16 protein-coding genes are annotated in these 25785 nt (G+C 54.0%); 13 read left to right on the forward strand and 3 right to left on the reverse strand.

Annotated features, from left to right (window positions below; genetic code table 11):
- The first annotated feature begins 613 nt into the window (after window positions 1-613).
- The 9 genes from gltB (C9I99_RS20790) to C9I99_RS20830 all read left to right on the forward strand — a co-directional run bounded on the left by gltB (C9I99_RS20790) (window position 614) and on the right by C9I99_RS20830 (window position 16798).
- Complete coding sequence (gltB, locus tag C9I99_RS20790; protein WP_107350748.1) at window positions 614-5161, forward strand: glutamate synthase large subunit; 4548 nt, start codon at window positions 614-616, stop codon at window positions 5159-5161.
- Window positions 5154-6629 (forward strand): glutamate synthase subunit beta, encoded by a 1476-nt coding sequence (locus C9I99_RS20795; RefSeq protein WP_107350749.1) that lies wholly within the window; start codon window positions 5154-5156, stop codon window positions 6627-6629. The genes gltB (C9I99_RS20790) and C9I99_RS20795 overlap by 8 nt, the downstream gene beginning before the upstream one ends.
- Window positions 6630-6973: 344 nt before the next feature.
- On the forward strand, window positions 6974-11437 hold the full coding sequence (gene gltB / locus C9I99_RS20800) for a glutamate synthase large subunit (RefSeq protein WP_107350750.1): 4464 nt from the start codon (window positions 6974-6976) through the stop codon (window positions 11435-11437).
- A gap of 12 nt (window positions 11438-11449) precedes the next feature.
- Window positions 11450-12862: an FAD-dependent oxidoreductase gene (locus C9I99_RS20805; RefSeq protein ID WP_107350751.1), complete on the forward strand. Its 1413-nt coding sequence runs from the start codon at window positions 11450-11452 to the stop codon at window positions 12860-12862.
- Between the two features lie 106 nt (window positions 12863-12968).
- A complete protein-coding gene (mtnN, locus tag C9I99_RS20810) occupies window positions 12969-13667 on the forward strand; it encodes a 5'-methylthioadenosine/S-adenosylhomocysteine nucleosidase (protein WP_107350752.1) in 699 nt (232 codons plus the stop codon).
- Between the two features lies 1 nt (window position 13668).
- Entirely contained in the window at window positions 13669-14625 is a 957-nt protein-coding gene (locus C9I99_RS20815; RefSeq protein ID WP_107350753.1) for a cobalamin biosynthesis family protein, read from the forward strand.
- The gene (btuF, locus tag C9I99_RS20820) at window positions 14626-15450 is read left to right on the forward strand and encodes a vitamin B12 ABC transporter substrate-binding protein BtuF (protein WP_107350754.1); all 825 of its coding nucleotides are present in this window, start codon (window positions 14626-14628) and stop codon (window positions 15448-15450) included.
- Between the two features lie 120 nt (window positions 15451-15570).
- A complete protein-coding gene (locus tag C9I99_RS20825) occupies window positions 15571-16182 on the forward strand; it encodes a TRIC cation channel family protein (protein ID WP_107350755.1) in 612 nt (203 codons plus the stop codon).
- Window positions 16183-16381: 199 nt separating this feature from the next.
- Window positions 16382-16798, forward strand: a complete 417-nt coding sequence (locus tag C9I99_RS20830) for a VOC family protein (protein WP_107350756.1) — start codon at window positions 16382-16384, stop codon at window positions 16796-16798.
- 110 nt (window positions 16799-16908) lie between these two features.
- On the opposite strand, the gene tyrS is transcribed toward C9I99_RS20830, so the two are convergent.
- Complete coding sequence (gene tyrS / locus C9I99_RS20835) at window positions 16909-18096, reverse strand: tyrosine--tRNA ligase (protein ID WP_107350757.1); 1188 nt, start codon at window positions 18094-18096, stop codon at window positions 16909-16911.
- A 127-nt stretch (window positions 18097-18223) separates the two neighbouring features.
- On the opposite strand from tyrS, the gene shyC reads away from it, so the two are divergent.
- Complete coding sequence (shyC, locus tag C9I99_RS20840) at window positions 18224-19543, forward strand: peptidoglycan DD-endopeptidase ShyC (RefSeq protein ID WP_107350758.1); 1320 nt, start codon at window positions 18224-18226, stop codon at window positions 19541-19543.
- Between the two features lie 115 nt (window positions 19544-19658).
- Here the strand turns inward: shyC and erpA are convergent, their stop codons facing one another.
- The gene (gene erpA / locus C9I99_RS20845; protein WP_107350759.1) at window positions 19659-20000 is read right to left on the reverse strand and encodes an iron-sulfur cluster insertion protein ErpA; all 342 of its coding nucleotides are present in this window, start codon (window positions 19998-20000) and stop codon (window positions 19659-19661) included.
- 60 nt (window positions 20001-20060) lie between these two features.
- Window positions 20061-21464 carry a H(+)/Cl(-) exchange transporter ClcA gene (gene clcA / locus C9I99_RS20850; protein WP_107350760.1) on the reverse strand — a complete coding sequence of 468 codons (1404 nt, stop codon included), beginning with the start codon at window positions 21462-21464 and terminating at the stop codon, window positions 20061-20063.
- 277 nt (window positions 21465-21741) lie between these two features.
- Here clcA and hemL point away from each other — a divergent pair, with 277 nt between their 5' ends.
- The 3 genes from hemL (at window position 21742) to rsmC (ending at window position 25559) form a co-directional block, all read left to right on the forward strand.
- Window positions 21742-23040 (forward strand): glutamate-1-semialdehyde 2,1-aminomutase, encoded by a 1299-nt coding sequence (gene hemL / locus C9I99_RS20855; RefSeq protein WP_107350761.1) that lies wholly within the window; start codon window positions 21742-21744, stop codon window positions 23038-23040.
- 311 nt (window positions 23041-23351) lie between these two features.
- The gene (locus C9I99_RS20860; RefSeq protein ID WP_107350762.1) at window positions 23352-24437 is read left to right on the forward strand and encodes an AI-2E family transporter; all 1086 of its coding nucleotides are present in this window, start codon (window positions 23352-23354) and stop codon (window positions 24435-24437) included.
- Window positions 24438-24539: 102 nt separating this feature from the next.
- Window positions 24540-25559, forward strand: a complete 1020-nt coding sequence (rsmC, locus tag C9I99_RS20865; RefSeq protein ID WP_107350763.1) for a 16S rRNA (guanine(1207)-N(2))-methyltransferase RsmC — start codon at window positions 24540-24542, stop codon at window positions 25557-25559.
- The last annotated feature ends 226 nt before the right edge of the window (window positions 25560-25785 follow it).

Raw genomic sequence — 25785 nt, forward strand, 5'->3', positions numbered from 1 at the left:
GTCACCTAGTCATTCAAGGGGTCGAAAAAAGCGGCACAGATTAGCATCGATGACTTTGGCAAAAGTTGTGCGAGAACAATAAAGGCGTTTTTTTCACCATACGCAGGCTGAGAAAAGGAATGAAAATTAGCAACAACATCATTCTGTAATACTTTGGTCTGAACACCCCACAATTAGCCCTATAAAAAGCATGGTTATTGGCTGACGGTATGCAATTCAATGGTCATTTTCGAATAGATACGCACCTCGTTAAGTAATTAATTCACAGTGATGCCGAGATGTTACAAGCTGGGAATATTTTTTGTTGGTAATTAATCAATCAAAATTGTAGGATAGTTACAGCTGTGTGCAATTTATGAACAATAAAAGTAACTAAACCATCCAAAAAAATAGTGGTTTATGTTGCTCTCCCTCAAAACTGCAGCGTTTTTGCATACCAGAGCATGAGTGCTACAGAATGAAGTTTGCTATTGATTGACGACATCATCCCACAGCAAACCCATCCGACAAGGCTGGACCGGAGTCCACAATAGGCCTTGAAGGGTGTATAACCAAAACTAGGGATAACTCAGGTACCAGGATTGGTGCCTGTTGAAACTGGAAGGAAGTATCTATGACAGATCAAGAGCTGAATGCTCAGGGACTTTATGTGCCTGAAATGGAGCACGATGCCTGTGGTATCGGCTTTGTGGCCCACTTAAAGAACCGTAAATCCCACGAAATTGTCACCCAAGCCCTTGATATGCTAGCTCGGATGGAACACCGTGGCGGCCAGGGTTGTGATCCGAGCAGTGGTGACGGTGCCGGCATATTGCTGCAAAAGCCCCATGAATTTCTGCTGGAAGAAACGGTCAAGCAAGGGATCCGCCTGCCATCATTCGAGCAATACGGTGTGGGTGTGGTGCTGTTTCCCAAAGACGAGTACAAACGCCAGCAATGCCGCGATATCCTGGAGCGCAACGCCAAGCGACTTGACCTAGAAGTCATTGGCTACCGTGTGCTGCCGGTTGATAATTCAATGATTGGCAACGATCCGCTAAGTACCGAACCCCAGTTTGAGCATGTCTTTATTACCGGCGGTGCCAGCATGGAACCGGCAGTACTCGAGCGCAAGCTCTACGTATTGCGAAACTACACGGTTCGCGTCTGCCTTGAGAGTATCTCCAACATCGGTGATGACTTCTACATCAACTCACTGTCATACAAGACACTGGTTTACAAGGGTCAGCTGACAACCGAGCAGGTACCACAGTACTTCCTCGACCTGCAGAATCCGTCGATGGTAACGGCGCTGGCACTGGTTCACTCCCGTTTCTCGACCAATACCTTCCCCAAATGGCGTCTGGCCCAACCCTTCCGTTACATCGCCCATAACGGTGAAATCAACACAGTACGCGGTAACCTGAACTGGATGAAGGCCCGAGAAGCGATCCTTGAGTCAGAGCTTTTTAGCCAGCAAGAAATCGACATGTTGCTGCCTATCTGCCAGGAAGGCAGCTCGGATTCATCCAACTTCGATATGGCGTTGGAACTGCTGGTCCTATCAGGCCGCAGCCTACCGCATGCATTGATGATGCTGATCCCGGAAGCGTGGCAAGAAAACAAGAACATGGATCCAAAACGCCGTGCCTTCTACCAGTACCATGCCAATGTCATGGAACCCTGGGACGGCCCGGCATCGGTGTGCTTCACCGACGGCGTCCAGGTGGGGGCGACGCTTGACCGTAACGGCTTGCGCCCATCCCGCTATACCGTGACCAAAGATGACTTCCTGGTGATGGCCTCTGAATCGGGTGTGGTTGAAATCGAGCCGGAGAACGTCCAGTTCCGTGGCCGCCTGCAGCCAGGCCGTATTTTTGTTGCTGACCTAGAGCAAGGTCGGATCATCTCGGACGAAGAAGTTAAAGACACCATCGCATCTGCCCAGCCTTATGAGCAGTGGGTCAAAGACAACCTGCTTACGCTAAAGAGCCTGCCAGAAGCTGACAACATGCACCACCAGCCAACGCCTGAGCGCCTGCTGCACCATCAGCAAGCCTTTGGGATGAGCTCGGAGGAAGTCAACGAAATCATCGTGCCGCTGGCGAAAACGGGCTACGAGCCACTCAGCGCCATGGGAGCCGACTGGCCTCTGGCCGTGCTGTCACACCAATCACAGCACCTGTCGAACTACTTCAAGCAGTTGTTTGCCCAGGTCACCAACCCGCCGATCGACCCGATCCGCGAGCGCATGGTGATGTCACTCAACACCTACCTGGGTAAAGATCACAACCTGCTGACCGAGACACCAGAGCACTGCCAGAAGGTTGAAATTGAATCGCCGGTTCTGAGCAATGCCGAGCTTGAAAAGCTTCGTGCTATCGATAACGAGTACCTGCAGGCCAAGACGCTGGATATCGTTTTCCGTGCCAGCGGAGAGGAAGGCAAACTGGAGCGCGCGCTGAAGCGTATCTGCCAGTACTCTGAAGATGCAGTGATTGACGGCTACTCGGTCATCATCCTGACCGACCGTGCCGTCAACTCAAACCACGCCGCGATTCCTGCGATGCTGGCTGTCGGCGCCGTTCACCACCACCTGATCCGCAAAGGCCTGCGTGCCAAGTGTGACATCGTGGTCGAAACCGGTGATGCTCGCGAAACCCACCACTTTGCCACTCTGGTCGGCTATGGCGCCAACGCCGTTAACCCGTACCTGGTGACGGAAACCATTGTTGATCTGCAGCGCAAGCGTAAGCTTGATCCGGAAGTACCTACCGAAGAGCTGTTCAACAATTACCGCAAAGGGGTAAATGGTGGCCTGCTGAAGATCTTCTCCAAGATGGGGATCTCGACCCTGCAGTCCTACCACGGTGCGCAAATCTTCGAAGCCTTGGGGATCAGCAAATCGGTGGTCGACAAGTACTTCACCGGTACGGTTTCCCGTATCCAGGGCCTGACCATCGATGACATCGCCAGAGAAGTCCTGGTACGTCACCGTCTGGGCTACCCAACACGCGAAGTGCCAATCCAGATGCTGGATGTCGGTGGGGTCTACCAGTGGAAACAGCGTGGTGAAAAACACCTGTTCAACCCTGAAACCATCTCTTTGCTGCAGCAGTCGACCCGTAACAAAGACTTTGCCCAGTTCAAAGAATACGCCAGTGCCGTCGACGCCCAGGGCGACGATGCCGCCACGTTGCGTAGCCAGCTTGAATTTATCAAAAATCCAGCCGGCTCGATTCCGCTGGCCGACGTCGAGCCTATCGAGAGTATCCTCAAGCGCTTTGCGACCGGTGCCATGAGCTTCGGCTCTATCTCTTACGAAGCACACTCAACACTTGCTGTGGCGATGAACCGCATCGGTGCCAAGTCCAACTCGGGCGAAGGCGGTGAAGACCCTGCCCGCTTCGAGAAGAAAGACAACGGCGATTGGGAGCGTTCGGCCATCAAGCAGGTCGCCTCTGGTCGCTTCGGTGTAACCTCTTACTACCTGACCAACTCTGATGAAATTCAGATCAAAATGGCACAGGGTGCCAAGCCGGGTGAAGGTGGCCAGCTACCGGGAGACAAGGTGGATGACTGGATCGGGGCGACCCGACACTCCACGCCGGGCGTCGGTTTGATTTCACCTCCGCCACACCACGATATCTACTCGATCGAGGATTTGGCGCAGCTGATCTACGATCTTAAAAACGCCAACCGCGCCGGCCGCGTCAACGTCAAATTGGTATCAGAAGCCGGTGTCGGTACGATTGCCTCGGGTGTTGCCAAAGCGAAAGCAGATGTCGTGCTCATTGCTGGCTTCGATGGCGGTACCGGTGCATCACCAATGTCATCGATTCGCCATACCGGTCTGCCATGGGAGCTTGGCTTGGCCGAAACCCACCAGACCCTGCTGAAGAACGGCCTGCGCAACCGTATCGTGGTCCAAACCGATGGCCAGATGAAGACACCGCGTGACCTTGCCGTCGCCACCTTGCTGGGTGCCGAGGAGTGGGGCGTGGCAACCGCCGCCCTCGTGGTTGAAGGTTGTATCATGATGCGTAAGTGTCACAAGAATACGTGTCCGGTCGGTATCGCAACCCAGAACAAAACCCTGCGCGAGCGCTTCGACGGCCGCGTTGAAGATGTCGTCACCTTCTTCCAGTACATGGCTGAAGGCCTGCGCGAAATCATGGCAGAGCTTGGCTTCCGTACCATCGAGGAAATGGTGGGTCAGTCGAATAAACTGAAAATCCGTGACAACATCGGCCACTGGAAATACCAAAATCTAGATCTGAGCCCAGTGCTATTTATCGAACAGGCCCGTGACGAAGATGGCGTGTATAACCAACGCGAGCAGAACCACAACCTGGAAGAGGTGCTCGATCGTAAGCTGATTGAAGCGGCAGCGCCTGCCCTGTACGAAGGCAAGCAAGTGGATGCCGAATTTGACATCATCAATACCGACCGCAGTGCCGGTACCATGTTGTCGAATGAAATCTCCAAGATTTACAAAGATAAAGGTCTTCCGCAGCCAATGAACGTCAAGTTCACCGGTTCTGCAGGCCAAAGCTTCGGGGCCTTCCTCGCCAAGAACGTCAAATTCGAGGTCGAAGGTGATGCCAACGACTACTGGGGCAAGGGCCTGTCGGGCGGTACACTGGTACTCTACCCGGATGCCAAGTCTGACATCATCCCGGAAGACAACATCGTGGTGGGTAACGTCTGTTTCTACGGAGCGACCTCGGGCGAGTCTTACATCCGCGGGATGGCCGGCGAGCGTTTCTGTGTCCGTAACTCGGGTGCCAAAGTGGTCGTTGAAGGCGTGGGGGACCATGGTTGTGAATACATGACCGGTGGCGTTGCCGTTATCCTCGGCCAGACCGGCCGCAACTTCGCCGCCGGCATGAGTGGTGGCGTGGCGTATGTCTGGGATCAGTTCGAAGACTTCGACACCAAACTCAACCCAGAGCTCGTTGACCTCGACCCGCTTGAGCAAGAAGACAAAGAACTACTGTTCGACATGCTAACCAAGCACGCAGAGCTAACCAGCAGTACTGTGGCTGAAACCTTCCTGTCTAACTTCGAGGCCAACCTCGAGAAGATGGTGAAAGTCATGCCAAGGGACTACAAGGCCGTTCTGCAAAAGCGCAAGGAAGAAGCACAAAACAAGGAAGAGTTGGAGGCCGTCAATGGGTAAGCCTACAGGATTTTTAGAATTTGGCCGCGAGCTGCCAAAGAAGCTGGATCCGAGTGTCCGTATTCAGGACAACAAGGAGTTTGTTCTCAACGAGGAGTTCGGCGACAAGATCAATACGCAGGCTTCACGCTGTATGGATTGTGGCGTTCCGTTTTGCCATAACGCCTGCCCTATCGGTAACATCATCCCGGAATTCAATGATGCGGTTTACCGTGACAGCTGGGAAGAAGCGTGGAATATCTTGAGTTCGACCAACAACTTCCCGGAGTTTACCGGTCGTGTGTGCCCAGCCCCTTGTGAAAGCGGCTGTGTACTGGGTATCAACCAAGACCCAATCACGATTTGTAATATCGAGAAGACCATTGTCGAAACGGCGTACCGCGAAGGATACGCCAAACCCAAGACGCCACGCTCCCGTACCGGTAAAACCGTCGCCATCATTGGCTCTGGCCCTGCCGGCCTTGCCGCGGCCGAGCAGCTTAACAGCGCCGGACATTGCGTCACGGTGTTCGAACGTGATGAGAAAGTGGGTGGCCTGCTGCGCTTTGGGATCCCTGATTTCAAACTGGGCATGGACATTATTGATCGCAAGATCAACCTGATGGCCGATGCCGGGATCAAGTTTGAAGTCAATGCCCATATCGGTGTGAACATTAACGCCCAGCAACTGCGCCAGGAGTTTGATGTCGTACTGCTAACCGGTGGCTCAACCGTACCACGCAACCTGCCGATCCCGGGGCGTGAGCTCAAAGGCGTGCACTTTGCGATGGAGTTTCTGGCCCAGAACAACCGCCGCGCCAACGACATGGATTTGAAAACCGAAGAAATCCATGCCAACGGCAAGCATGTGGTGGTGATCGGTGGTGGTGATACTGGCTCTGACTGTGTCGGTACCTCTAACCGCCATGGGGCAGCAAGCATTACCCAGGTCGAAATCATGCCACTCCCGCCGGAGAAGCGCCCGGTCAACCAACCATGGCCTTCGTACCCGATGATCATGAAAACCTCGACCTCCCATGAGGAAGGGTGTGATCGTCATTGGAATATCCTGACCAAGGAATTCATCGGTGATGATGCCGGTAACGTGAAAGCGCTGCGCATTGCCGATATCCAGTGGGAAGAAGCCAAACCAGGTGAGCGCCCAGGCTTTACTGAGGTCGATGGTTCGGAGCGAATCATCCCTTGTGATCTGGCGTTCTTGGCAATGGGCTTCCTGCACCCGGAACCGACTGGCGTGCTGGCCCAGCTGGACATCAAGCTTGATAAGCATGGCAATGTCGCTACCAACGGGTTTGCCACGAGCCAAGAAAGCGTGTTTGCAGCCGGTGACATGCGTACCGGCCAGTCACTGGTTGTTCGTTGTATCAACGAAGGTCGCGAGTCTGCCCGAGAGATTGATGCCTACCTGATGGGTAACAGCAACCTTGAAGCCAAGGCTGACTCCCTGATGCTGTCGGATGCCTCCTAGGGCTAACCCGAATCGTTATCAGAAAACGTAATCCAAACCGGCCCAAGTGGCCGGTTTTTTATTCCCTAGAAGATACCCCCACCATAATTATTCACTGTAACCCTCCCTAATTTCCCTGCATTATCGGTGCCTGAGCACAATGTTAACTTAATGTTTATAGTTTGACCTTTCTGTAAATAGCCGTTAACTTGAAAGGTCGCTGGAAGCAAAAGGTGCCTTTGCAGCCCCCCGATAATCAGAGAAAACCACCAGTGGTGCGCGCAAAGGTTGTCATCGATGGTCAGGGAGACCGTCAAAACATGCAGTATTTCTGCTTATTCAGGCAGATGATAGGGAGAGTTGCAATGACACTGTATAACCCCATGCTGGATAAAGATAACTGTGGTTTTGGGTTGATTGCCCACATCGAAGGAGAAACCAGCCACAAGCTTGTCCGCACCGCCATTTCCGCCCTTGACCGTATGACCCACCGTGGCGGGATCGCCGCTGATGGCAAAACCGGTGACGGCTGCGGGCTGCTGATGAAAAAGCCCGACAGTTTTTACCGTATTGTTGCCGCAGACAAGGGATGGAAATTGTCGCGTGAATTTGCCCTCGGCATGCTGTTCCTCAGTCAGGATCCGGTACTTGCCGAGCAGGCCCGGACCATCATCAGCGAAGAGCTCGCCAAGGAAACCTTGTCTCTGGTTGGCTGGCGGCAGGTCCCCATCAACCCACAGGTGCTGGGCCCTATCGCGACCGAAACTCTCCCCAATATCGAGCAGGTGTTCATCAATGCCCCTGCAGGCTGGAAGCCACGCGATATCGACCGCCGGCTTTACATTGCCCGGCGCCGGATCGAAAAACGCATCACCGCCGATCCCGATTTTTACATCTGTAGCCTGTCGACTCAGGTAACGGTCTACAAGGGGCTATGCATGCCCGCCGATCTTCCCCGCTTCTACCAAGATCTCGGGGATATCAGGCTAGAATCATCAATCTGTTTATTTCACCAGCGGTTTTCTACCAATACCCAACCCCGCTGGCCGTTAGCACAGCCGTTCCGGTATCTGGCCCATAACGGTGAAATCAATACCATTGCCGGTAACCGTCAGTGGGCCCGGGCACGCGCCTACAAATTCACCTCGCCGTTGCTGCCGGATCTGCAAACCGCCGCCCCCTTTGTCAACGAAACCGGATCGGACTCCTCGAGCCTCGATAACATGCTTGAGCTCTTCCTGTCCGGCGGCATGGATCTGTTCCGCGCAATGCGGATGCTGGTTCCGCCAGCGTGGCAGAACCACCCAGATATGGATCCCGAGCTGCGGGCTTTTTATGATTTTAACTCCATGCACATGGAGCCATGGGACGGGCCAGCCGGTATCGTGATGTCCGACGGTCGCTATGCGGCCTGTAATCTCGACCGTAACGGCTTGCGACCGGCGAGGTACATCATCACCAAGGACAAGTTGATCACCCTCGCATCCGAGGTCGGGATCTGGGACTACGCCCCAGATGAAGTCGCCGAAAAAGGCCGGGTTGGCCCTGGCGAGTTACTGGTGATCGATACCAAGTTCGGCAAAATCTGGCATTCTGCCGACATTGATAACGACCTAATGGGACGCCATCCTTACAAGGAGTGGATGGATAGCCATGTCAAACGCCTGGTTCCTTTCGAAGAGTTAGGCGACGGACAAGTCGGTAGCCGCTCGTTCGATGATACTGAGCTCGGCACCAGCCAAAAACTGTTTGCCATGAGCCGCGAGGAGATCGATCAGGTCCTGCGGGTGATTGGCGAAAACGGGCAGGAGGCCACCGGCTCAATGGGCGATGATGCGCCGATGGCGGTGCTGTCGTCACGCGAGCGGGCTGTCACCGATTACTTCCGCCAGATGTTTGCCCAGGTCACCAATCCGCCGATTGACCCGTTGCGAGAAAAGCATGTGATGTCATTGGCCACCTGTATAGGCCGTGAAATCAATGTGTTCTGCGAAACCGATAGCCACGCCTACCGGGTCTCTTTTGGCTCGCCGGTACTGCTCTATTCCGACTTGGTGCAACTGCTAGAGCTCGACAACCAGCACTACCGCAACAGTATTATCGACATAAACTTCAACCCCGACGAGAAAGATCTTAAGCAGGCGATCATTGATATCTGTGATCAGGCCGAGCGCTTGGTCCGCAGCGGTACGGTACTCATCGTGCTATCGGACCGCGGCATCAATGCCGGCAAACTGCCCATTCCGGCCGCGATGGCTGTGGGGGCGGTCCAAAATCGGCTGGTCACCCAGCAACTGCGCTGCGATGCTAACATCGTTGTCGAAACCGCCACCGCGCGCGACCCGCATCAGTTTGCCGTATTGCTCGGCTTCGGGGCCACCGCAGTATACCCATACCTTGCCTATGAAACCCTCGGCCAATTGGTTGACAGTAATGCCATTACCAAGCCCTACCGCGAGGTGATGCTCAACTTCCGCAATGGCATCAACAAGGGCTTGTACAAAATCATGTCCAAGATGGGGATCTCGACCATTGCCTCCTACCGCTGCGCCATGCTGTTCGAGGCCGTTGGCCTTGACGATGACATTGTCGAGCTCTGTTTCCGCGGCGTATCGAGCCGGATCCAGGGCGCAGGGTTTGCCGATTTCCAACAAGATTTGTTCAACCTTTCCCGCCGAGCATGGCTCAAACGCAAGCCTATCGAACATGGCGGTTTACTGAAATACGTCCACGGTGGTGAATTCCATGCCTACAACCCGGATGTTATCGGCACCCTGCAAAAGGCCGTCAAATCAGGCAATTACAGTGATTACCAAGCCTTTGCCAAGCAAGTGAATGAACGGCCTGTCGCCGCGATTCGCGACTTGCTCAAGCTCAAACCGGACCAAGCCCCGATTGCTATCGACAAGGTCGAAGAAGCATCAGCGCTCTACCAGCGCTTTGACTCTGCCGCCATGTCTATCGGCGCCCTGAGCCCGGAAGCTCACGAAGCACTGGCCATTGCGATGAACCGTTTGGGGGGCTACTCCAACTCCGGTGAGGGCGGAGAAGATCCGCGTCGTTTCAACAGCGAGCGCAACTCCCGAATCAAACAGGTGGCGTCAGGTCGCTTTGGCGTCACCCCGCACTATCTGGTCAATGCCGATGTTATCCAGATCAAAGTGGCACAGGGTGCCAAGCCCGGTGAAGGGGGGCAGCTACCAGGCCACAAGGTCACCACCGAAATCGCCAAATTGCGTTATGCGGTACCGGGTGTCACCCTGATCTCCCCCCCACCCCACCATGATATTTACTCGATTGAAGATCTGGCCCAGCTGATCTTCGATCTCAAGCAGGTCAACCCCACCGCCATGGTCTCGGTCAAGCTCGTCTCCGAACCCGGGGTCGGCACCATTGCCACCGGGGTTGCCAAGGCCTACGCCGATCTCATAACCATTTCCGGTTACGATGGCGGTACCGGGGCCAGCCCACTGACTTCGGTCAAATATGCCGGTAGCCCATGGGAGTTGGGACTGGCTGAAACCCAGCAGGCCTTGGTTGCCAATGGTCTGCGCCACAAGATCCGCCTACAGGTGGATGGTGGCCTGAAAACCGGATTAGATGTGGTCAAAGCGGCGATTCTCGGGGCGGAGAGCTTCGGCTTCGGTACCGCGCCTATGGTAGCGCTAGGGTGTAAATACCTGCGGATCTGCCACCTCAACAACTGTGCCACCGGGGTGGCAACCCAAGACGAAACCTTGCGCCGTGATTTCTTCAAGGGCCTGCCCGAACAAGTCATGAACTACTTCATCGGCCTGGGTCAGGAAGTCCGGGAGCTCCTTGCCGAATTGGGGGTCGAGAAGCTGACTGACTTGATTGGCCGCACCGAGCTGCTCGAGGTCATCGGCGGCTATACCGCCAAGCAGAGCAAGTTGGATCTCACACCAGTACTGGCAACCTCAGCGCCGCTGGAAGGCAAGACCCTGTACTGTAGCGAAAGTAACACGCCGTTCGACAATGCACCGCTCAATATCACCCTGTTCGAACAGGCGCTGCCCGCGATCGAAGCGCGCAGCGGTGCCGACATCTTCGAGGATATTCGTAATACCGACCGCTCGGTTGGGGCAAGATTGTCGGGGGAAATTGCCAAGCGCTGGGGGGATCAAGGCATGGCTTCAACACCGGTCAACCTCCATCTGACCGGCACCGCCGGCCAGTCATTCGGTGTATGGAATGCCGGCGGACTTAACCTGCTCCTCACCGGAGATGCCAACGACTATGTCGGCAAAGGGATGACCGGCGGGCAAATCGTGATCCGTCCGCCTATTGGCTCGGCATTCAAATCTAACCACGCGACCATCATCGGCAATACCTGCCTGTATGGCGCGACTGGCGGCAAGCTATTTGCGGCCGGCAAAGCCGGTGAGCGTTTTGCGGTTCGTAACTCCGGCACCATCGCAGTCATCGAGGGAGCTGGCGACAATGCCTGTGAATACATGACCGGAGGCATTGTGGCGATTCTCGGCAAGACCGGGGTCAACTTCGGGGCTGGAATGACCGGTGGCTTTGCCTACATCCTCGACGAAGATGGTGATTTCGCTGGGCGGGTCAATCGTGAGCTGGTCGAAGCCCTGCCGCTAGCCAAGCTGAAGATCCACCAGGAGCACCTTCGCGGCCTGATTGACCAACACCTCGAATTAACCGGCTCAGATCGGGCACAGGAAATATTGGCCGAATTCGACCAATGGATCCCGCGCTTTTATCTGGCCAAACCAAAGGCTGCCGATGTCAACACCTTGCTCGGCCACCAAAGTCGCTCAGCCGCCGAGCTGCGCGTGCAAGCACAATAGGGAGGGAGTCCGATGAGCCAGAACATATACCAATTTATCGATGTTGCGCGTATCGACCCACCCAAGAAGCCACTTAACGTGCGCAAGATTGAGTTTGTCGAGATCTACGAACCGTTCACCCGCCAGCAGGCCAGCGCCCAGGCAGACCGCTGCCTCGATTGCGGCAATCCGTACTGCGAATGGAAGTGCCCGGTCCACAACTACATTCCCCAATGGCTCAAGCTCGCCAACGAAGGTAGGATCATCGAAGCGGTTGAGCTATCGCACCAGACCAACACCTTGCCCGAAGTCTGCGGCCGGGTCTGTCCGCAGGACCGACTGTGTGAAGGGGCTTGTACCCTCAACGATGACTTCGGTGCCGTCACTATCGGTAATGTTGAGAAATACATCACCGACAAGGCATTCGAAATGGGCTGGAAGCCAGATATGTCCCATGTTGAGTGGACCGACAAGAAGGTAGCGATCATCGGGGCTGGCCCGGCAGGTCTGTCCTGTGCCGATATCTTGGTACGCAACGGGGTCAAACCCGTCGTGTTCGATCGCTATCCGGAAATTGGCGGCCTGCTGACCTTCGGCATCCCGTCGTTCAAGCTGGAAAAAGAGGTAATGATCAACCGCCGCAGGATTTTCTCCGACATGGGCGTCGAGTTCCGCCTCAATACCGACGTCGGTAAAGACATCGAGCTGGCCGAGCTGATTGCCAAATATGATGCCGTGTTCCTCGGCGTCGGGACCTACCAAAACATGCGGGCAGGCCTGGCAAATGAAGAAGCTCCAGGCGTCGTCGATGCGCTGCCGTTCTTGGTGTCCAACACCTACCGGGTTATGGGACTCGAGGACGAACAGCCGTTTATTGATATGGCTGGGAAAAACGTGGTGGTCCTCGGAGGGGGAGACACCGCCATGGACTGCGTCCGGACCTCGGTGCGCCAAGGAGCCAGCAAGGTTATCTGTGCCTACCGCCGCGATGAAGCCAATATGCCAGGCTCAAAGCGTGAGGTGAAAAACGCCCGCGAGGAAGGCGTGATATTCCAGTTCAACCTGCAGCCTACCGGCTTGGAGGTCGACAGCAATGGTCAAATCTGCGGGGTGAAAATGGTCAAAACCGCGCTCGGCGATCCCGATGACGCTGGCCGCCGCCGTCCTGAGCCCGTACCTGGCAGCGAACATGTCTTGCCAGCCGATGCGGTGATCATGGCCTTCGGCTTCCAGCCCCATGCCATGCCCTGGCTATCCGAGTTCGGGGTCGATCTCGATCAGTGGGGGCGGATCCAAGCACCGGACAACGGGGACTATGCCTTCCAGACCTCCAACCCGAAAATCTTTGCCGGCGGTGATGCCGTCCGCGGCTCGGATCTGGTGGTGACCGCCATTGACGAAGGTCGCCGCGCCGCAGATGGGATCCTCGACTACCTCAATGTGTAACTAACCGGTTGGCAGCTTGGCATTGTGGCTGCCCACCATGTTACAATTGAGCCATTCCCTCGCCCCCTCAAATGGGGGGCTTGTTACCAAATAAGAGACTGTATTGATGAAAATCGGCATTATCGGCGCGATGGAGCAAGAAGTTGCCATCCTAAAAGATCAACTGGCTAACAGCGAAACTCACCACAAAGCAGGCTGTACGTTCTACACCGGCACACTTAATGGACATGATGTGGTCCTGCTTCAATCTGGCATCGGTAAAGTCGCTGCCGCAGTGGGTAGTGCTGTACTGCTTGAGATCTTCCAGCCAGATGTCGTACTGAACACGGGCTCTGCCGGTGGTTTCGATAGCAGCTTGAACGTCGGTGATGTCGTGATCTCGACAGAAGTACGCTACCACGATGCCGACGTCACGGCATTCGGTTACGAAATCGGTCAGATGGCACAGCAGCCAGCGGCTTTCGTATCAGATACCAAGTTGATGGACGTTGCCGAGCAGGCACTGTCAACCATGGGCGATACCCACGCAGTACGTGGCCTGATCTGCACTGGCGATGCCTTCGTCTGCTCAGCAGAAAAACAAGCCTTCATCCGTGACAACTTCCCAGCGGTTATCGCTGTAGAAATGGAAGCCGCAGCAATTGCCCAGGCTTGTCACCAATTCAACGTACCGTTCGTGGTTGTTCGTGCTATTTCTGATGTCGCTGACAAAGAATCACCGATGAGCTTTGAAGAGTTCCTACCGGTGGCAGCACAAAGCTCATCGGTAATGGTTGCCAAGATGGTTGACCTACTGAACCAGTAAGATGACCGACGCCATTGCACTTATTGCCGGTAACAGCACCCTACTCGCCTTGTGGGGTGCACTGGCATTGCAATGGCTCTTGCCCATTCCCTCCCAGCTCCACCCATTACAAATCTGGCGTCACCTCGCGCTGTCTCTCGCCAGTAAAGTCAACAAACCCAATGATGCCCCGCAGCAAAAGCGCTTGTCTGGCCTGCTCTCTTGGCTGCTGCTATGGCTAACCGTGCTGATTGTCCTTATCTGCCTTTACCAGTTGGTCTGGTTCGATACGGCTTTCCACTTATTGTTGCTATGGGTCGCTCTGGACTGGCGCAATATACACAGGTTCAGCAAACAGTTTGTCCGTGCCTATAGCCGCGAGGACAAGCGACAATGCCGGGCACTGCTTGGCACCAAGGTAAACCGCCATACCGACAGCCTATCACTGCTCGGACTGGGTAAAGCCAGCGCTGAAACCTTGCTGGTCGGATACGGCCGGTTGGTTGCCGGCGTCTTGTTCTGGTACGCTCTAGCGGGCGGGATTGGGGCTATCTTGTACCGCTTAGCCGTCGAGCTGAGCCGCTGCTGGTCACCCAGCAGGCAGCAATACCGCCATTTTGGCCAACCGGCCACCACTGCCCTTGCCGTATTGGATATTGTTCCACTTCGCTTGTTTGCACTGTTACTGACAGTTGGCCACAACGCAAAAGTGGCATTGCGGGGCCTCAAGCAACAAGGGGAAAGCTGGCAACTCCCCGGTCCGGGCTGGCTGTTAGCGGCTGCCGGTCACAAGCTATCGCTGTCACTGGGTGGCCCGGCGATTTATGATCAGATAAAAATGGAGCGGCCCAAACTGGGGGGCAGAATTGCCCCGGCGGCCTTGCACCTGAGCCAAATTGATCGCCTTGCCAACCAACGACTATGGATATGGGTTGCCGTCCACAGCCTGCTATTACTAATGCTACAAGGAGCTGTTTAAGTGCGTTTCGCTGTTATCTGCCTACTGTTATTTCCGGCCTTCCTCACAGCGGCCCAGCCCGTAGAAACCATCATCAGCCTGTCGCCACACACCACCGAGATGGCGTATGCCGCAGGGCTTGGTGATAAGCTTATTGCAGCCAGTGACTACAGCGACTACCCGCAAGCCGCCAAGTCTCTCGAGCGGGTGGCTAACTACCGCGGAATAAAAATGGAGCGAATCGTCGCCCTGCAGCCAGATCTGATCTTGGCCTGGAAAGGGGGCAACCCGACCCGTGAGATGACCCGGTTAGAGCAGCTGGGCTTCAAGGTGTTCTATTCCAACCCCAAATCACTGGAAGAAATTGCCAGTACGCTGGAACAATTGGGCCAATTTGCCGATTCACCCAAGCAAGCCCAGCATAGCGCCCAAGACTTTCGCCAGCGACTGGACAAACTGCGCCTAGCCCATCAGGGAAAACACCCCGTCAGCTTTTTCTATCAACTCAGTAGCAGTCCGATGATCACGGTAGCTGGTGACAACTGGCCGAGCCAAGTGTTTGCGGTCTGCGGCGGAACAAACATCTTTGCTAACAGTGCCGCTGCCTATCCGCAGATCTCAACAGAGCAGGTCATTGTCAGGCAGCCCGAGGTGATCTTCGGTACCTCACATGCCGCAGGCGATCATTCGATATGGGAACAATGGCGTCAGCAGTTACCGGCCGTTGAAAAGCAGCACTTATTTACCCTGACTTCCGACTGGCTGAACCGACCGACGCCGCGTACGATTATGGCCGCAGAGGAAATCTGCCAGTATCTAGATCGGGTACGCCAGAGCCGCTTGTAACACGCTATCAACAATCACTGTGAGTCATCTCACAAAGCCGGTTCGGCAAGTTGTCAGCCAGTTTTTTCGTCGTACAATCTGCGCGATCGCACTCTCATCTCTGACTCAACAGGTATCATGATGCTCATTTATCTTCTCGATATGTTCGGAACGGCCGTGTTTGCCGCTTCAGGCGTATTACTGGCTGGCCGCCTCCGAATGGACCCGTTTGGGGTCGTGGTGCTGGCTAGCGTCACCGCAATTGGCGGGGGAACCATCCGTGATATGGCCCTGGGGGCCACGCCAGTTTTCTGGATCACCGATACCAATTATCTGTGGGTGATTTTCATTACCTGCTTGGTCAGCATGCTGGCTATTCGCCGCCCGCGCCAAATGCCGTGGTGGATATTGCCGGTGTCAGATGCCATCGGCCTGGCGGTATTTGTGGCTATTGGTGTCGAGAAGGCACTGCGTTTTGGTGCCACACCAATGGTCGCGGTGATCATGGGCGTCATGACGGGCTGTGGCGGCGGGGTGATCCGCGATGTGCTGGCAAGGGAGATCCCGATGGTACTGCGTACCGAGGTGTATGCCACCGCCTGTATCCTCGGAGGTATTGTCCACACTGTGGCCCTGTCGGCAAATGTCGACAGTGCCGTCGCGACTCTGGCGGGAATTATTACCACGCTGACGATCCGCCTGGCAGCGATCCGCTGGCACCTTTCCTTGCCAACCTTCGCCCTGAGGCCTTAAGATTCCTCGCAGCTTCAGATGCAACAACTTATGCAATTGCACAAAAACCGCCACTCTGGCGGTTTTTTTCTACCTAATCGCCATGAATCAAATCACTAAGTAAATAAATAACTTTACTTAAATGAAGGGCGAGCTACATTTAAATAAACAAAATACTTTATTTAACTAAAACCTTATTTAATAACAAACCGAGGTACCTATGACCCCCTACGTAGAACATGCCAACATTACCGTCGGCAATATCGACCTCACAGTCGAATTTATCCAAACCGCCCTGCCTTCATTCGCCATCCGCCATTGCGGCCAAGGTGATGGCTACCGCTGGTGCCATATCGGTACCGAACTAAGCTACCTTGCCCTGCAGGAAGTTGTCGAACGCGAATCAGTCGATCGTACACCGTACCGAGACAGTGGCATTAATCATATTGGTTTGGTGACCGATGATATCGACAGTGTCAAAGCACGCCTACTGGCCGCCGGGTATACAGAAAATGAAATGGAGACGTCGCACCCTTGGCGAAAGCGAATTTATTTTTGGGATCCTAATAGGATAGAGTGGGAGTTCATTGAATACCTGAGTCAGGATGACAGTCAGCGTAACGACTATAGCATATAGGCTATTGGCTATTGGCTATTGGCTATTGGCTATTGGCTATTGGCTATTGGCAGTTTGATCAAAAAAGGCGCCTGAGGCGCCTTTTTAATACGGGTTCGTGTAGACCTTGATTACTTCAGGGTCACACGGGCAAACTTGCGCTTACCGACTTGGTAAACTGCAGTGCCTGCAGCAGGAACCAGTTTGGTATCTTCAACCTTGTCGCCATCGATTTTCGCTGCGCCCTGACGGATCATACGCATCGCATCAGACGTAGAGTTAACCAGACCGGCATCTTTGAGCAGGTTACCAATCGCAATCCCGGCTTCAAATTCAAACTCTGGCATTTCCTCTGGCATCGCGCCTTTCTGGAAGCGGTTAATGAACTCCTGCTCGGCAGCATCGGCATCGGCTTCGCTGTGGAAGCGGGCAATGATTTCTTTCGCCAGCAAAATCTTCACATCACGCGGGTTCTTGCCAGCAGCAATGTCAGCTTGGAACTGGTCAATTTCTTCCAGTGGACGGAAAGATAGACATTCGAAGTAGTTCCACATCAGATCATCAGAGATCGACATGATTTTACCGAACATCTCGCCAGGTACATCGGTCACACCGATATAGTTATTGGCAGACTTGGACATTTTCTTCACACCGTCCAGGCCAACCAGCAATGGCATAGTCAGGACAACCTGTGGCTTCTGGCCATTGGCTTTCTGCAGCTCGCGTCCCATCAGCAGATTGAACTTCTGATCGGTACCACCCAGCTCAACATCAGTCTCCATTGCAACGGAGTCATAGCCCTGAAGCAGTGGGTACATGAACTCGTGAATCGCAATAGGACGGCCTTCGTTGTAGCGCTTTTTGAAGTCATCACGCTCAAGCATACGGGCAACCGTTTGGTTGGCCGCCAGACGGATCATCCCTTCCGCGCCTAGCTCAGACAGCCAGCTCGAGTTGAATTCAATCTTGGTCTTGGCCGGATCCAAAATTTTGAATACCTGCTCTTTGTAGGTTTCTGCGTTGCGCAGAACGTCTTCGCGAGTCAGCGGTGGACGGGTGGTATTTTTACCTGTTGGGTCACCCACCATACCGGTGAAATCACCGATCAGGAACGTGACGTCATGGCCTAGCTCCTGGAACGTACGCAGTTTGTTCAGGATCACGGTGTGACCCAGGTGAATATCTGGTGCAGTTGGATCGGCACCCAGTTTGATTCGTAGAGGACGGTTCTCTTTTAGCTTGGCAATCAGCTCCTCTTCCGGAATCAGCTCATCCACACCACGCTTAATTTCAGCTAAAGCTTGTTCAATGCTGGCCATTCTTGTTCGCTCCCACAGAATTGGCAAAAAAGTAATAATCCTCAATCTTACTTGAATAGCGATGTTATTTGAAACCAGTTAGACTAAGGGTTGTCTTATTTTTTACGAAATCGCAAAAAAACACCACATGCAAGTACCGATACTCCGCCAGTTGCCAAGGATGCACCAAATTCTCATCACCATGATCAGTTCGCTGCTCGTGGTGTTACTATTATGGCCGAGTTCGGACAACAGCGGACACCCCGAGCGAAAATTCGAAATCGGCAAACTCTACCCGCTCGAGCTCTCCCTCGATACAGACCAATTACGCCCAATGGCGGGTGATGAGAAACCCGCTATCCCACCGCTAAAATGGAAAGAGCACGAAGTACAATCTGGCGAGAGCCTGGCGGTGGTGTTTAACAAGGTCGGCCTGTCCCCAGCGACCCTCTATCACTTGGTCAATGCCGACGAGGGTACCAAAACCCTAACGACCCTGCGTCCGGGCGACAAACTGCGCTTCGGCTTTGACGAAGACGACCAGCTGGTCCAGCTGATCCAACCGAAAAATGCCACCGACAGCCTGGTGATCACCCGTACCGCCGACACCTTCTACTCGAACAAGGAAAGCAAGGATGTCGACCTGCAGCTCAATTTTTCCCAGGCAGTGATCACCTCCAGTTTCTGGAATGCCGCCGACAAAGCCGGGCTAACGGCCAACCAGATCATGGAAATCGCCGGGATCTTCGGCTGGGATATCGACTTTGCGCTGGATATCCGCTCCGGTGATACTTTCTCGGTACTGTTTGAAGAGCGCCTGGTCGAAGGTGAGCCGATTGGCCGGGGGAATATCTTGGCAGCGACCTTCACCAACCTCGGTCAAACCTTTACCGCCATTCGCAGTGAGGACGGCAAGTACTATGATGAGAAAGGCCAGGCGATGCGCAAAGCCTTCCTACGCTCTCCCATCAACTTCCGTTACGTCAGCTCCAACTTCAACCCGCGCCGCCTTCACCCGGTGACCGGCCGAGTCAGCCAGCACCGAGGAACAGACTATGTCGCCCCGGTCGGCACGCCGATCTGGGCCGCAGGCGACGGTGTGGTGATGCAATCGAGCTACAACAAATTCAATGGTAACTATGTCTTTATCCGCCATAGCTCCACCTACATTACCAAGTATCTGCATATGACCAAGCGCAGCGTCAAAACGGGCCAGCGCGTTAAGCAAGGGCAAACAGTTGGTACCCTCGGCGGGACAGGCCGAGTGACCGGCCCGCACCTGCATTATGAATTCTTGGTCAATGGCGTACACAAAAACCCGAGAACGGTAAAACTGCCTCAGGCCCGCTCACTGAGCGGCAAGGAAAAGACCCAGTTCCAAAAATTTGCTAAAGAACGCATGGCGCAGCTCAACCACTTCAGCCAATTTATTGCCGACAACAGCCCTTTGCTTGGCAACCGCACCTAACCGTTTGGGGTTGAACCTCGCTTCGGACCCAATAAAAAAGCCGCTCCTAAAGGAGCGGCTTTTTAGTCGTCATTTTTCAGCTATTGCTCGGGCATCGTGACTGCCTCAGGCTCCGTTAGACGCTGAACGATGCACCGCAACCACAGGTCGTTGTCGCGTTCGGGTTATTCACGAAGAAACGAGAACCTTCTAGCCCTTCCGTGTAATCAACCGTACCACCGATCAGGTACTGCAGGCTCATCGGGTCAACAACCAGTGTGACTCCGCTATTTTCAATCGTGGTATCGCCTTCATTGACTTTCTCGTCAAAGGTGAAGCCGTATTGGAAACCACTGCAGCCACCGCCGGTGATGTAAACACGCAGCTTCAGCTCCGGGTTCTCTTCCTCGGCAATAAGCGCTTTCACTTTGTTCGCTGCAACATCGGAAAAACTCAGCGGCAGATTGGCATCGCTCATTTAAAACCTCTCAATTACTTTCGGTTATGCCTGCCATTATCTAATACCTGACTATCTCGTTCAAGTATTGACCACCGAAGACTGCTCTCGCTGAGCCATTTTTTCCTTTTCTATCGTACGATGCAGGAGTTGGGAGTAAATAGGCTGGCCACCCAACACCTGTGCCAGCATGGTCGCCCCCAACGTCGTAATGATTAATGGCAGGATCAAGTCATAGTTATTGGTCATTTCAATCACCAGCAGAATCCCGGTGATCGGAGCTCGGACGGTTGCCGCAAACAGCGCCCCCATACCGGCGATTGCAAACATCCCCGGCTGAAGGCCTAGTTCCGGAAATAGATGCTGGGCAATGGCACCAAAGAAAGTACCAAACAGGGTACCCAAAGCCAGCATCGGGGCGAAGATCCCACCGGGGGCCCCGGAGCCGAAACATAGCAGTGTGGTTGCCACACGGGCCAAAAACAGAATCAACAACACGCTGATCCCATACTCGCCATTTGTTGCATTTGGGATCAGGCTGATCCCACCACCGGTCAGCTCCGGCACGTAAAGCAGCAGCAAGCCGAAAGTCCCGCCAAGCAGGGTGCCGGTCAGCAAATAACGGCGACGATCATTACGGTGAATACGGGCAAACATATCTTGGCTTAGGGTGATCAGCTTATTGAAAATCACCCCAAAAATGCCAAAGGCCATCCCGAGCAACAAAAACAACCACAGCGATCGCAGCAACGGCGCATCATACTGCGGCATGGTGATCACCGCTTGCTGGCCGGAAATACTGCGGAACACAATATTGGCCACAATGGCCGAGATCATCACACACTTAATCGAAATCAGGCTGTAGCGAAACTGCGGTCGCATTTCCTCGACCACGAACATAATGGCAGCCAGCGGCGCATTGAATGCGGCAGCCAGACCGCCTGCGGCGCCCGAAGCCAACAGTGCATGGCGGCCTTCTTTATCCTTGAGGCGGAACAAGTCGGACACCATGCGGCCGATATTCCCCCCCATCTGTACCGACGGCCCTTCGCGGCCCAGTACCATCCCCGAACCCAACGCGCCCAAACCACCAATGAACTTAACCGGCAATACCCGCCACCAGCGTACCGGTCGAATATCATCCATCGCCCCTTCTATTTCAGGGATCCCTGAACCGGCAGCCTCCGGCGCAAAACGGTGGACAAGATAGTAACCGACCAAAGCCAGCAGGGCACTGATCAGGAACGCTGACAACCACAGCGGCAGTACACTGCTGATCTCATGGCGCAACCATTCTGTTCGCTGCTCCGACACCCAGTGCACCGCAATTTCAAACAAGGTCGACAACAAGCCCGCCCCCAGCCCCACCAGCGCAGAGAGGAAAAGGACGGAAACAGGGGTTTTGTCACGCGATAAAAAGCGCCGGACCAGCCCGCTTGGCTGCAGTCTTTCAGGCGCAGGAGTGCCTTGGTTTTTCTCTGTCATCAAAATGCCGTAATCGTGAAGTCATCCCGGAGCCGGGAAACAATAGAAAGGGGTGCCCTAAATATGGGAAAAGCACCTTGAAATAGCATAGCTGACCGATTGTTTATTTTACATATTCAATGTTGGAAACTAGCTTTGCAGTGATGCGCAGCAGTTTTGTGCCCCACCTAGCCTTGCGCCAGCTCAGAGTTCCTGCGCCACCAATTGAAAGCCCCACATAGCCTAGGTACAATGCCGACAGTTCAAATCGGACAATCTTCAATAACAGGACATCACAATGAGCAAGTCAGCTGATTTATTTGCCAAAGCACAACAGACCATCCCAGGTGGCGTTAACTCACCGGTTCGTGCCTTTGCAGGGGTAGGCGGCAGCCCGCTATTTATCGAGCGCGCAGACGGCGCCTATATCTTCGATGCCGATGGCAAAGCCTATATTGACTATGTTGGCTCATGGGGTCCGATGATTCTTGGCCACAACCATGTCGCGATCCGTGATGCGGTGATCAAGGCAGCACAACAAGGCCTGAGCTTTGGTGCGCCGACCGAGATGGAAATCACCATGGCCGAAATGGTGTCCCAGCTTGTACCGTCAATGGAAATGGTCCGTATGGTGAGCTCGGGTACCGAAGCAACCATGAGTGCTATCCGCCTTGCCCGCGGCTTCACCAACCGCGATAAAATCATCAAGTTCGAAGGTTGCTACCACGGCCATGCTGACTGCCTATTGGTAAAAGCAGGCTCTGGCGCCCTCACTCTGGGCCAGCCAAGCTCTCCAGGTGTACCAGCTGACTTTGCCAAGCACACCCTAACTTGTACGTTCAACAACCTAGACTCTGTTCGCGAAGCCTTTGCCGAGAACCCAGAGCAGATTGCTTGTATCATTGTCGAGCCAGTTGCTGGCAACATGAACTGTATCCCACCGGTACCGGGCTTCCTAGAAGGGCTACGCGAGATCTGTGACGAGTTTGGCGCGCTATTGATCCTTGATGAAGTCATGACGGGCTTCCGTGTTTCACACGGTGGTGCACAGGGTTACTACAACATCAAACCGGATCTAACCACGCTGGGTAAAGTGATCGGCGGCGGTATGCCTGTGGGTGCTTTCGGTGGCCGTCGCGATGTGATGGAATATGTGGCCCCGACCGGCCCGGTATACCAAGCGGGCACACTGTCGGGTAACCCAGTCGCAATGGCTGCAGGCCACGCCTGCCTAACCGTTCTTACCCAAGAAGGTCATGAACAACAACTTGCCAACACTACCCAGCGCCTAGCGGAAGGCTTCAAGGCTCTGGCTGACAAATACGGTATCCCGCTGAAAACCAATCAGGTGGGTGCGATGTTCGGCTTCTTCTTTACCGACCAGAACGCAGTGAACTGCTATGACGATGTCGCCAAATGTGATGTCGAGCGCTTCAAGCGTTTCTTTAACTTGATGCTGGAAAAAGGGGTTTACCTAGCACCGTCAGCATTCGAAGCCTGCTTCACCTCCCTTGCCCATGGCGACAAGGAAATTGAAGCGACACTCGGTGCAGCGGAGTATGCCTTCCAAACCTTGGCAGAAGAAGCTGCAGCGTAATTCGCAGTCAGCAGCTAATATAGACACAAGCCGCTCACTGAGCGGCTTGTTGCTTTACCGGCAATGACTACTGCCAGAAGAACAGTGCTAGCAGTAGCAGTGCTGCAAACACCCAAACAGCCAATGGAACCCGCCGTTTTTTCTTGGTCTCACCACCACAATCACAACACCCCATAAACACGCTTCCCCGCTTGTAAAATCAGACAGATATTATCACCAATATGATTGCTATACAGGCAATGTGGTGCAATCATAATACCCAAATTTCAACAACAACAGCCCCAATAAAACAATCAAAAAGGGATACACAAGTGCCCAAACCATTCAAAGTCGAATCGCGCCACTGGATGCTTATCGCCGCGTTGGCTATGGCCGCCTACGCCAGTTATACATTGATAGAACCCTATATCGGCCCTATCGTCATGGCCTTTATTATTTCACTGCTTTATTACCCACTGCATGAAAAACTGGACAGGGTAATGCCTCGTTCGCCCAACCTGTCATCGGTACTGTCTTGTACCCTGCTGACGTTTATCATCGTGATCCCAATGCTAGTGGTATTCAGCTCAATCATTCATCAGGGCACCACCTTTTCCAAGGAAAGCTATACCTGGCTGACCTCCGGTGGCGTTCAGGAAGTCTTGGCCCATCCCTATGTGGTCAAGTTGCTTACCCTTGTTGAAAAATACTCACCGTTCGAGCCGGTCGATACCCAGGTGATGGTCCAGAAAATAGCGGCAGCCTCATCAAAGTTTGGCGCCCAATTGCTCAATGTCAGCGCCCGCTTACTCGGTGATGCCACCAATTTCCTGATCAACTTTATGCTGATGCTGTTCGTCTTGTTCTTCCTGCTCCGCGACCATGACAAGATAGTCCAGACCATCCGCCATGTACTCCCCCTGTCACGCAGCCAGGAAGATGCGGTACTCAATGAGGTTGAGCAAGTGGCCAAGTCGGCGGTATTGGGCTCTTTTCTCACCGCCCTAGCCCAAGGCTTTGCCGGTGGTTTCGCGATGTGGATGGCCGGCTTCCAGGGGCTGTTCTGGGGCTCGATGATGGCGTTCGCCTCATTGATCCCTGTGGTAGGCACCGCGCTGATCTGGCTACCAGCCAGTATTTATCTGCTGCTGATAGGTCAGTGGGAATGGGCGGTATTCCTGATTGGCTGGGGCGCGATTGTCGTCGGCTCAATTGACAACTTCCTGCGCCCGCTGCTGATGCAAGGTAGCTCAGGCATGAGTACGCTGCTGATCTTCTTCTCTATCATTGGGGGATTGCATGTATTTGGCTTGATCGGTCTGATCTACGGCCCGATCATTTTTGCAGTCACCCTGGTCTTGTTCAAGCTGTACGAGACCGAATTCCAAGACTTCCTTCATAACCAAGACCAACATTGATCCGTTTGGCTGGCGCGGTAGCGCCAGCCCGACTTTTCTTATGAGTGAATTTGTGGAACAATTCGCGCCCCAACACAGCTTTCATCCATTCTTGAGGTCGTTATGTCATACAGTGCTGCCAGTCAGGTTGCTGCCCGCCAATTGGAGTTTTTTGAAAACCGTAAGGTTTTGGTGGCCGGCGAGCTAGACGACGCTTTTCCCGTCGAGCTATCGCAAACCGCCTCGTCGGTAACGATCTTCACTACCAACTTCGGCTACGCCCGCCGCATGTCATCGCACACTGCCATCCGAACGGTTTTCGGTGCGGAATTCTGCGACGAGGCCGACATCGATATGATCCTACTGTACTGGCCGAAAGCCAAAGCAGAAGCCGAATACCTACTGGCCATGCTGTTGACAAAGTTTGGTCCGGAAACCGAAATCTGTGTGGTGGGCGAAAATCGAAGTGGTGTTCGCAGCATAGAAAAGATGTTCGCTTCATACGGCTCGGTCACCAAGTATGATTCGGCCCGCCGCTGCAGCTTTTACTGGGGCCGTTGTGATCAAGCACCATCAATGTTCGATATCAACGATTGGTTCCGCAGCTATCCGCTGTCTATCGCCGGCACCGAGCTAACCATCCGCTCGCTACCGGGCGTGTTCAGCCACGGTGAATTCGACCTAGGTTCAAAGCTCCTGCTGGAAACCCTGCCGTCATTGCGTGGCCGGGTACTTGACTTCGGCTGTGGTGCCGGGGTTATTGGTGCCGTGATGAAAACCAAGAACCCGTCTATCGAGCTGGAGCTGTGTGATATCAGTGCCCTGGCCATTGCGTCTGCCGAAGAGACCTTCCGGGTCAATCAACTCGAGGGTACCTTTACCGCAACTGACGTCTTTGCAGCATTGAAAGGTCCTTACGATTACTTGATCAGCAACCCGCCATTCCATGCGGGGCTGAAGACCTTCTATGCGGCCACCGAGGACTTTATTGCCAAGGCGCCGCAGTATCTTCGCCAAGATGGCCAGTTGATCATCGTTGCCAACAACTTCTTGCGTTACCCACCGCTGATCGAAGAGAGCCTAGGAAGCTGCGAGACAACGGCTAAAAATAACAAGTTTAGCATTTACGTCGCAAAAAAATGATCGCCTATGGCCGGGTCCCACCCGGCCGCTGCCCGTTATTACATACAAGTTTGTCTGTTAACAGCAGCAAATAATCCAGATTTGACGTCATAAACGTCAAATCTGTGTGTCGGCACACGCTTCCACACCCACTTTCTTGCCTCTACGAAAAAACACAGTATAACTGAAGGTTATGGTGTTTCTTCCGCCCTAAAAGTCGTTAATTTCGTCAATTTACCGGTAAGCA

Origin of the sequence: Photobacterium lutimaris (genome assembly GCF_003025555.1) — a bacterium.
Classification (GTDB): Bacteria; Pseudomonadota; Gammaproteobacteria; order Enterobacterales; family Vibrionaceae; genus Photobacterium; species Photobacterium lutimaris.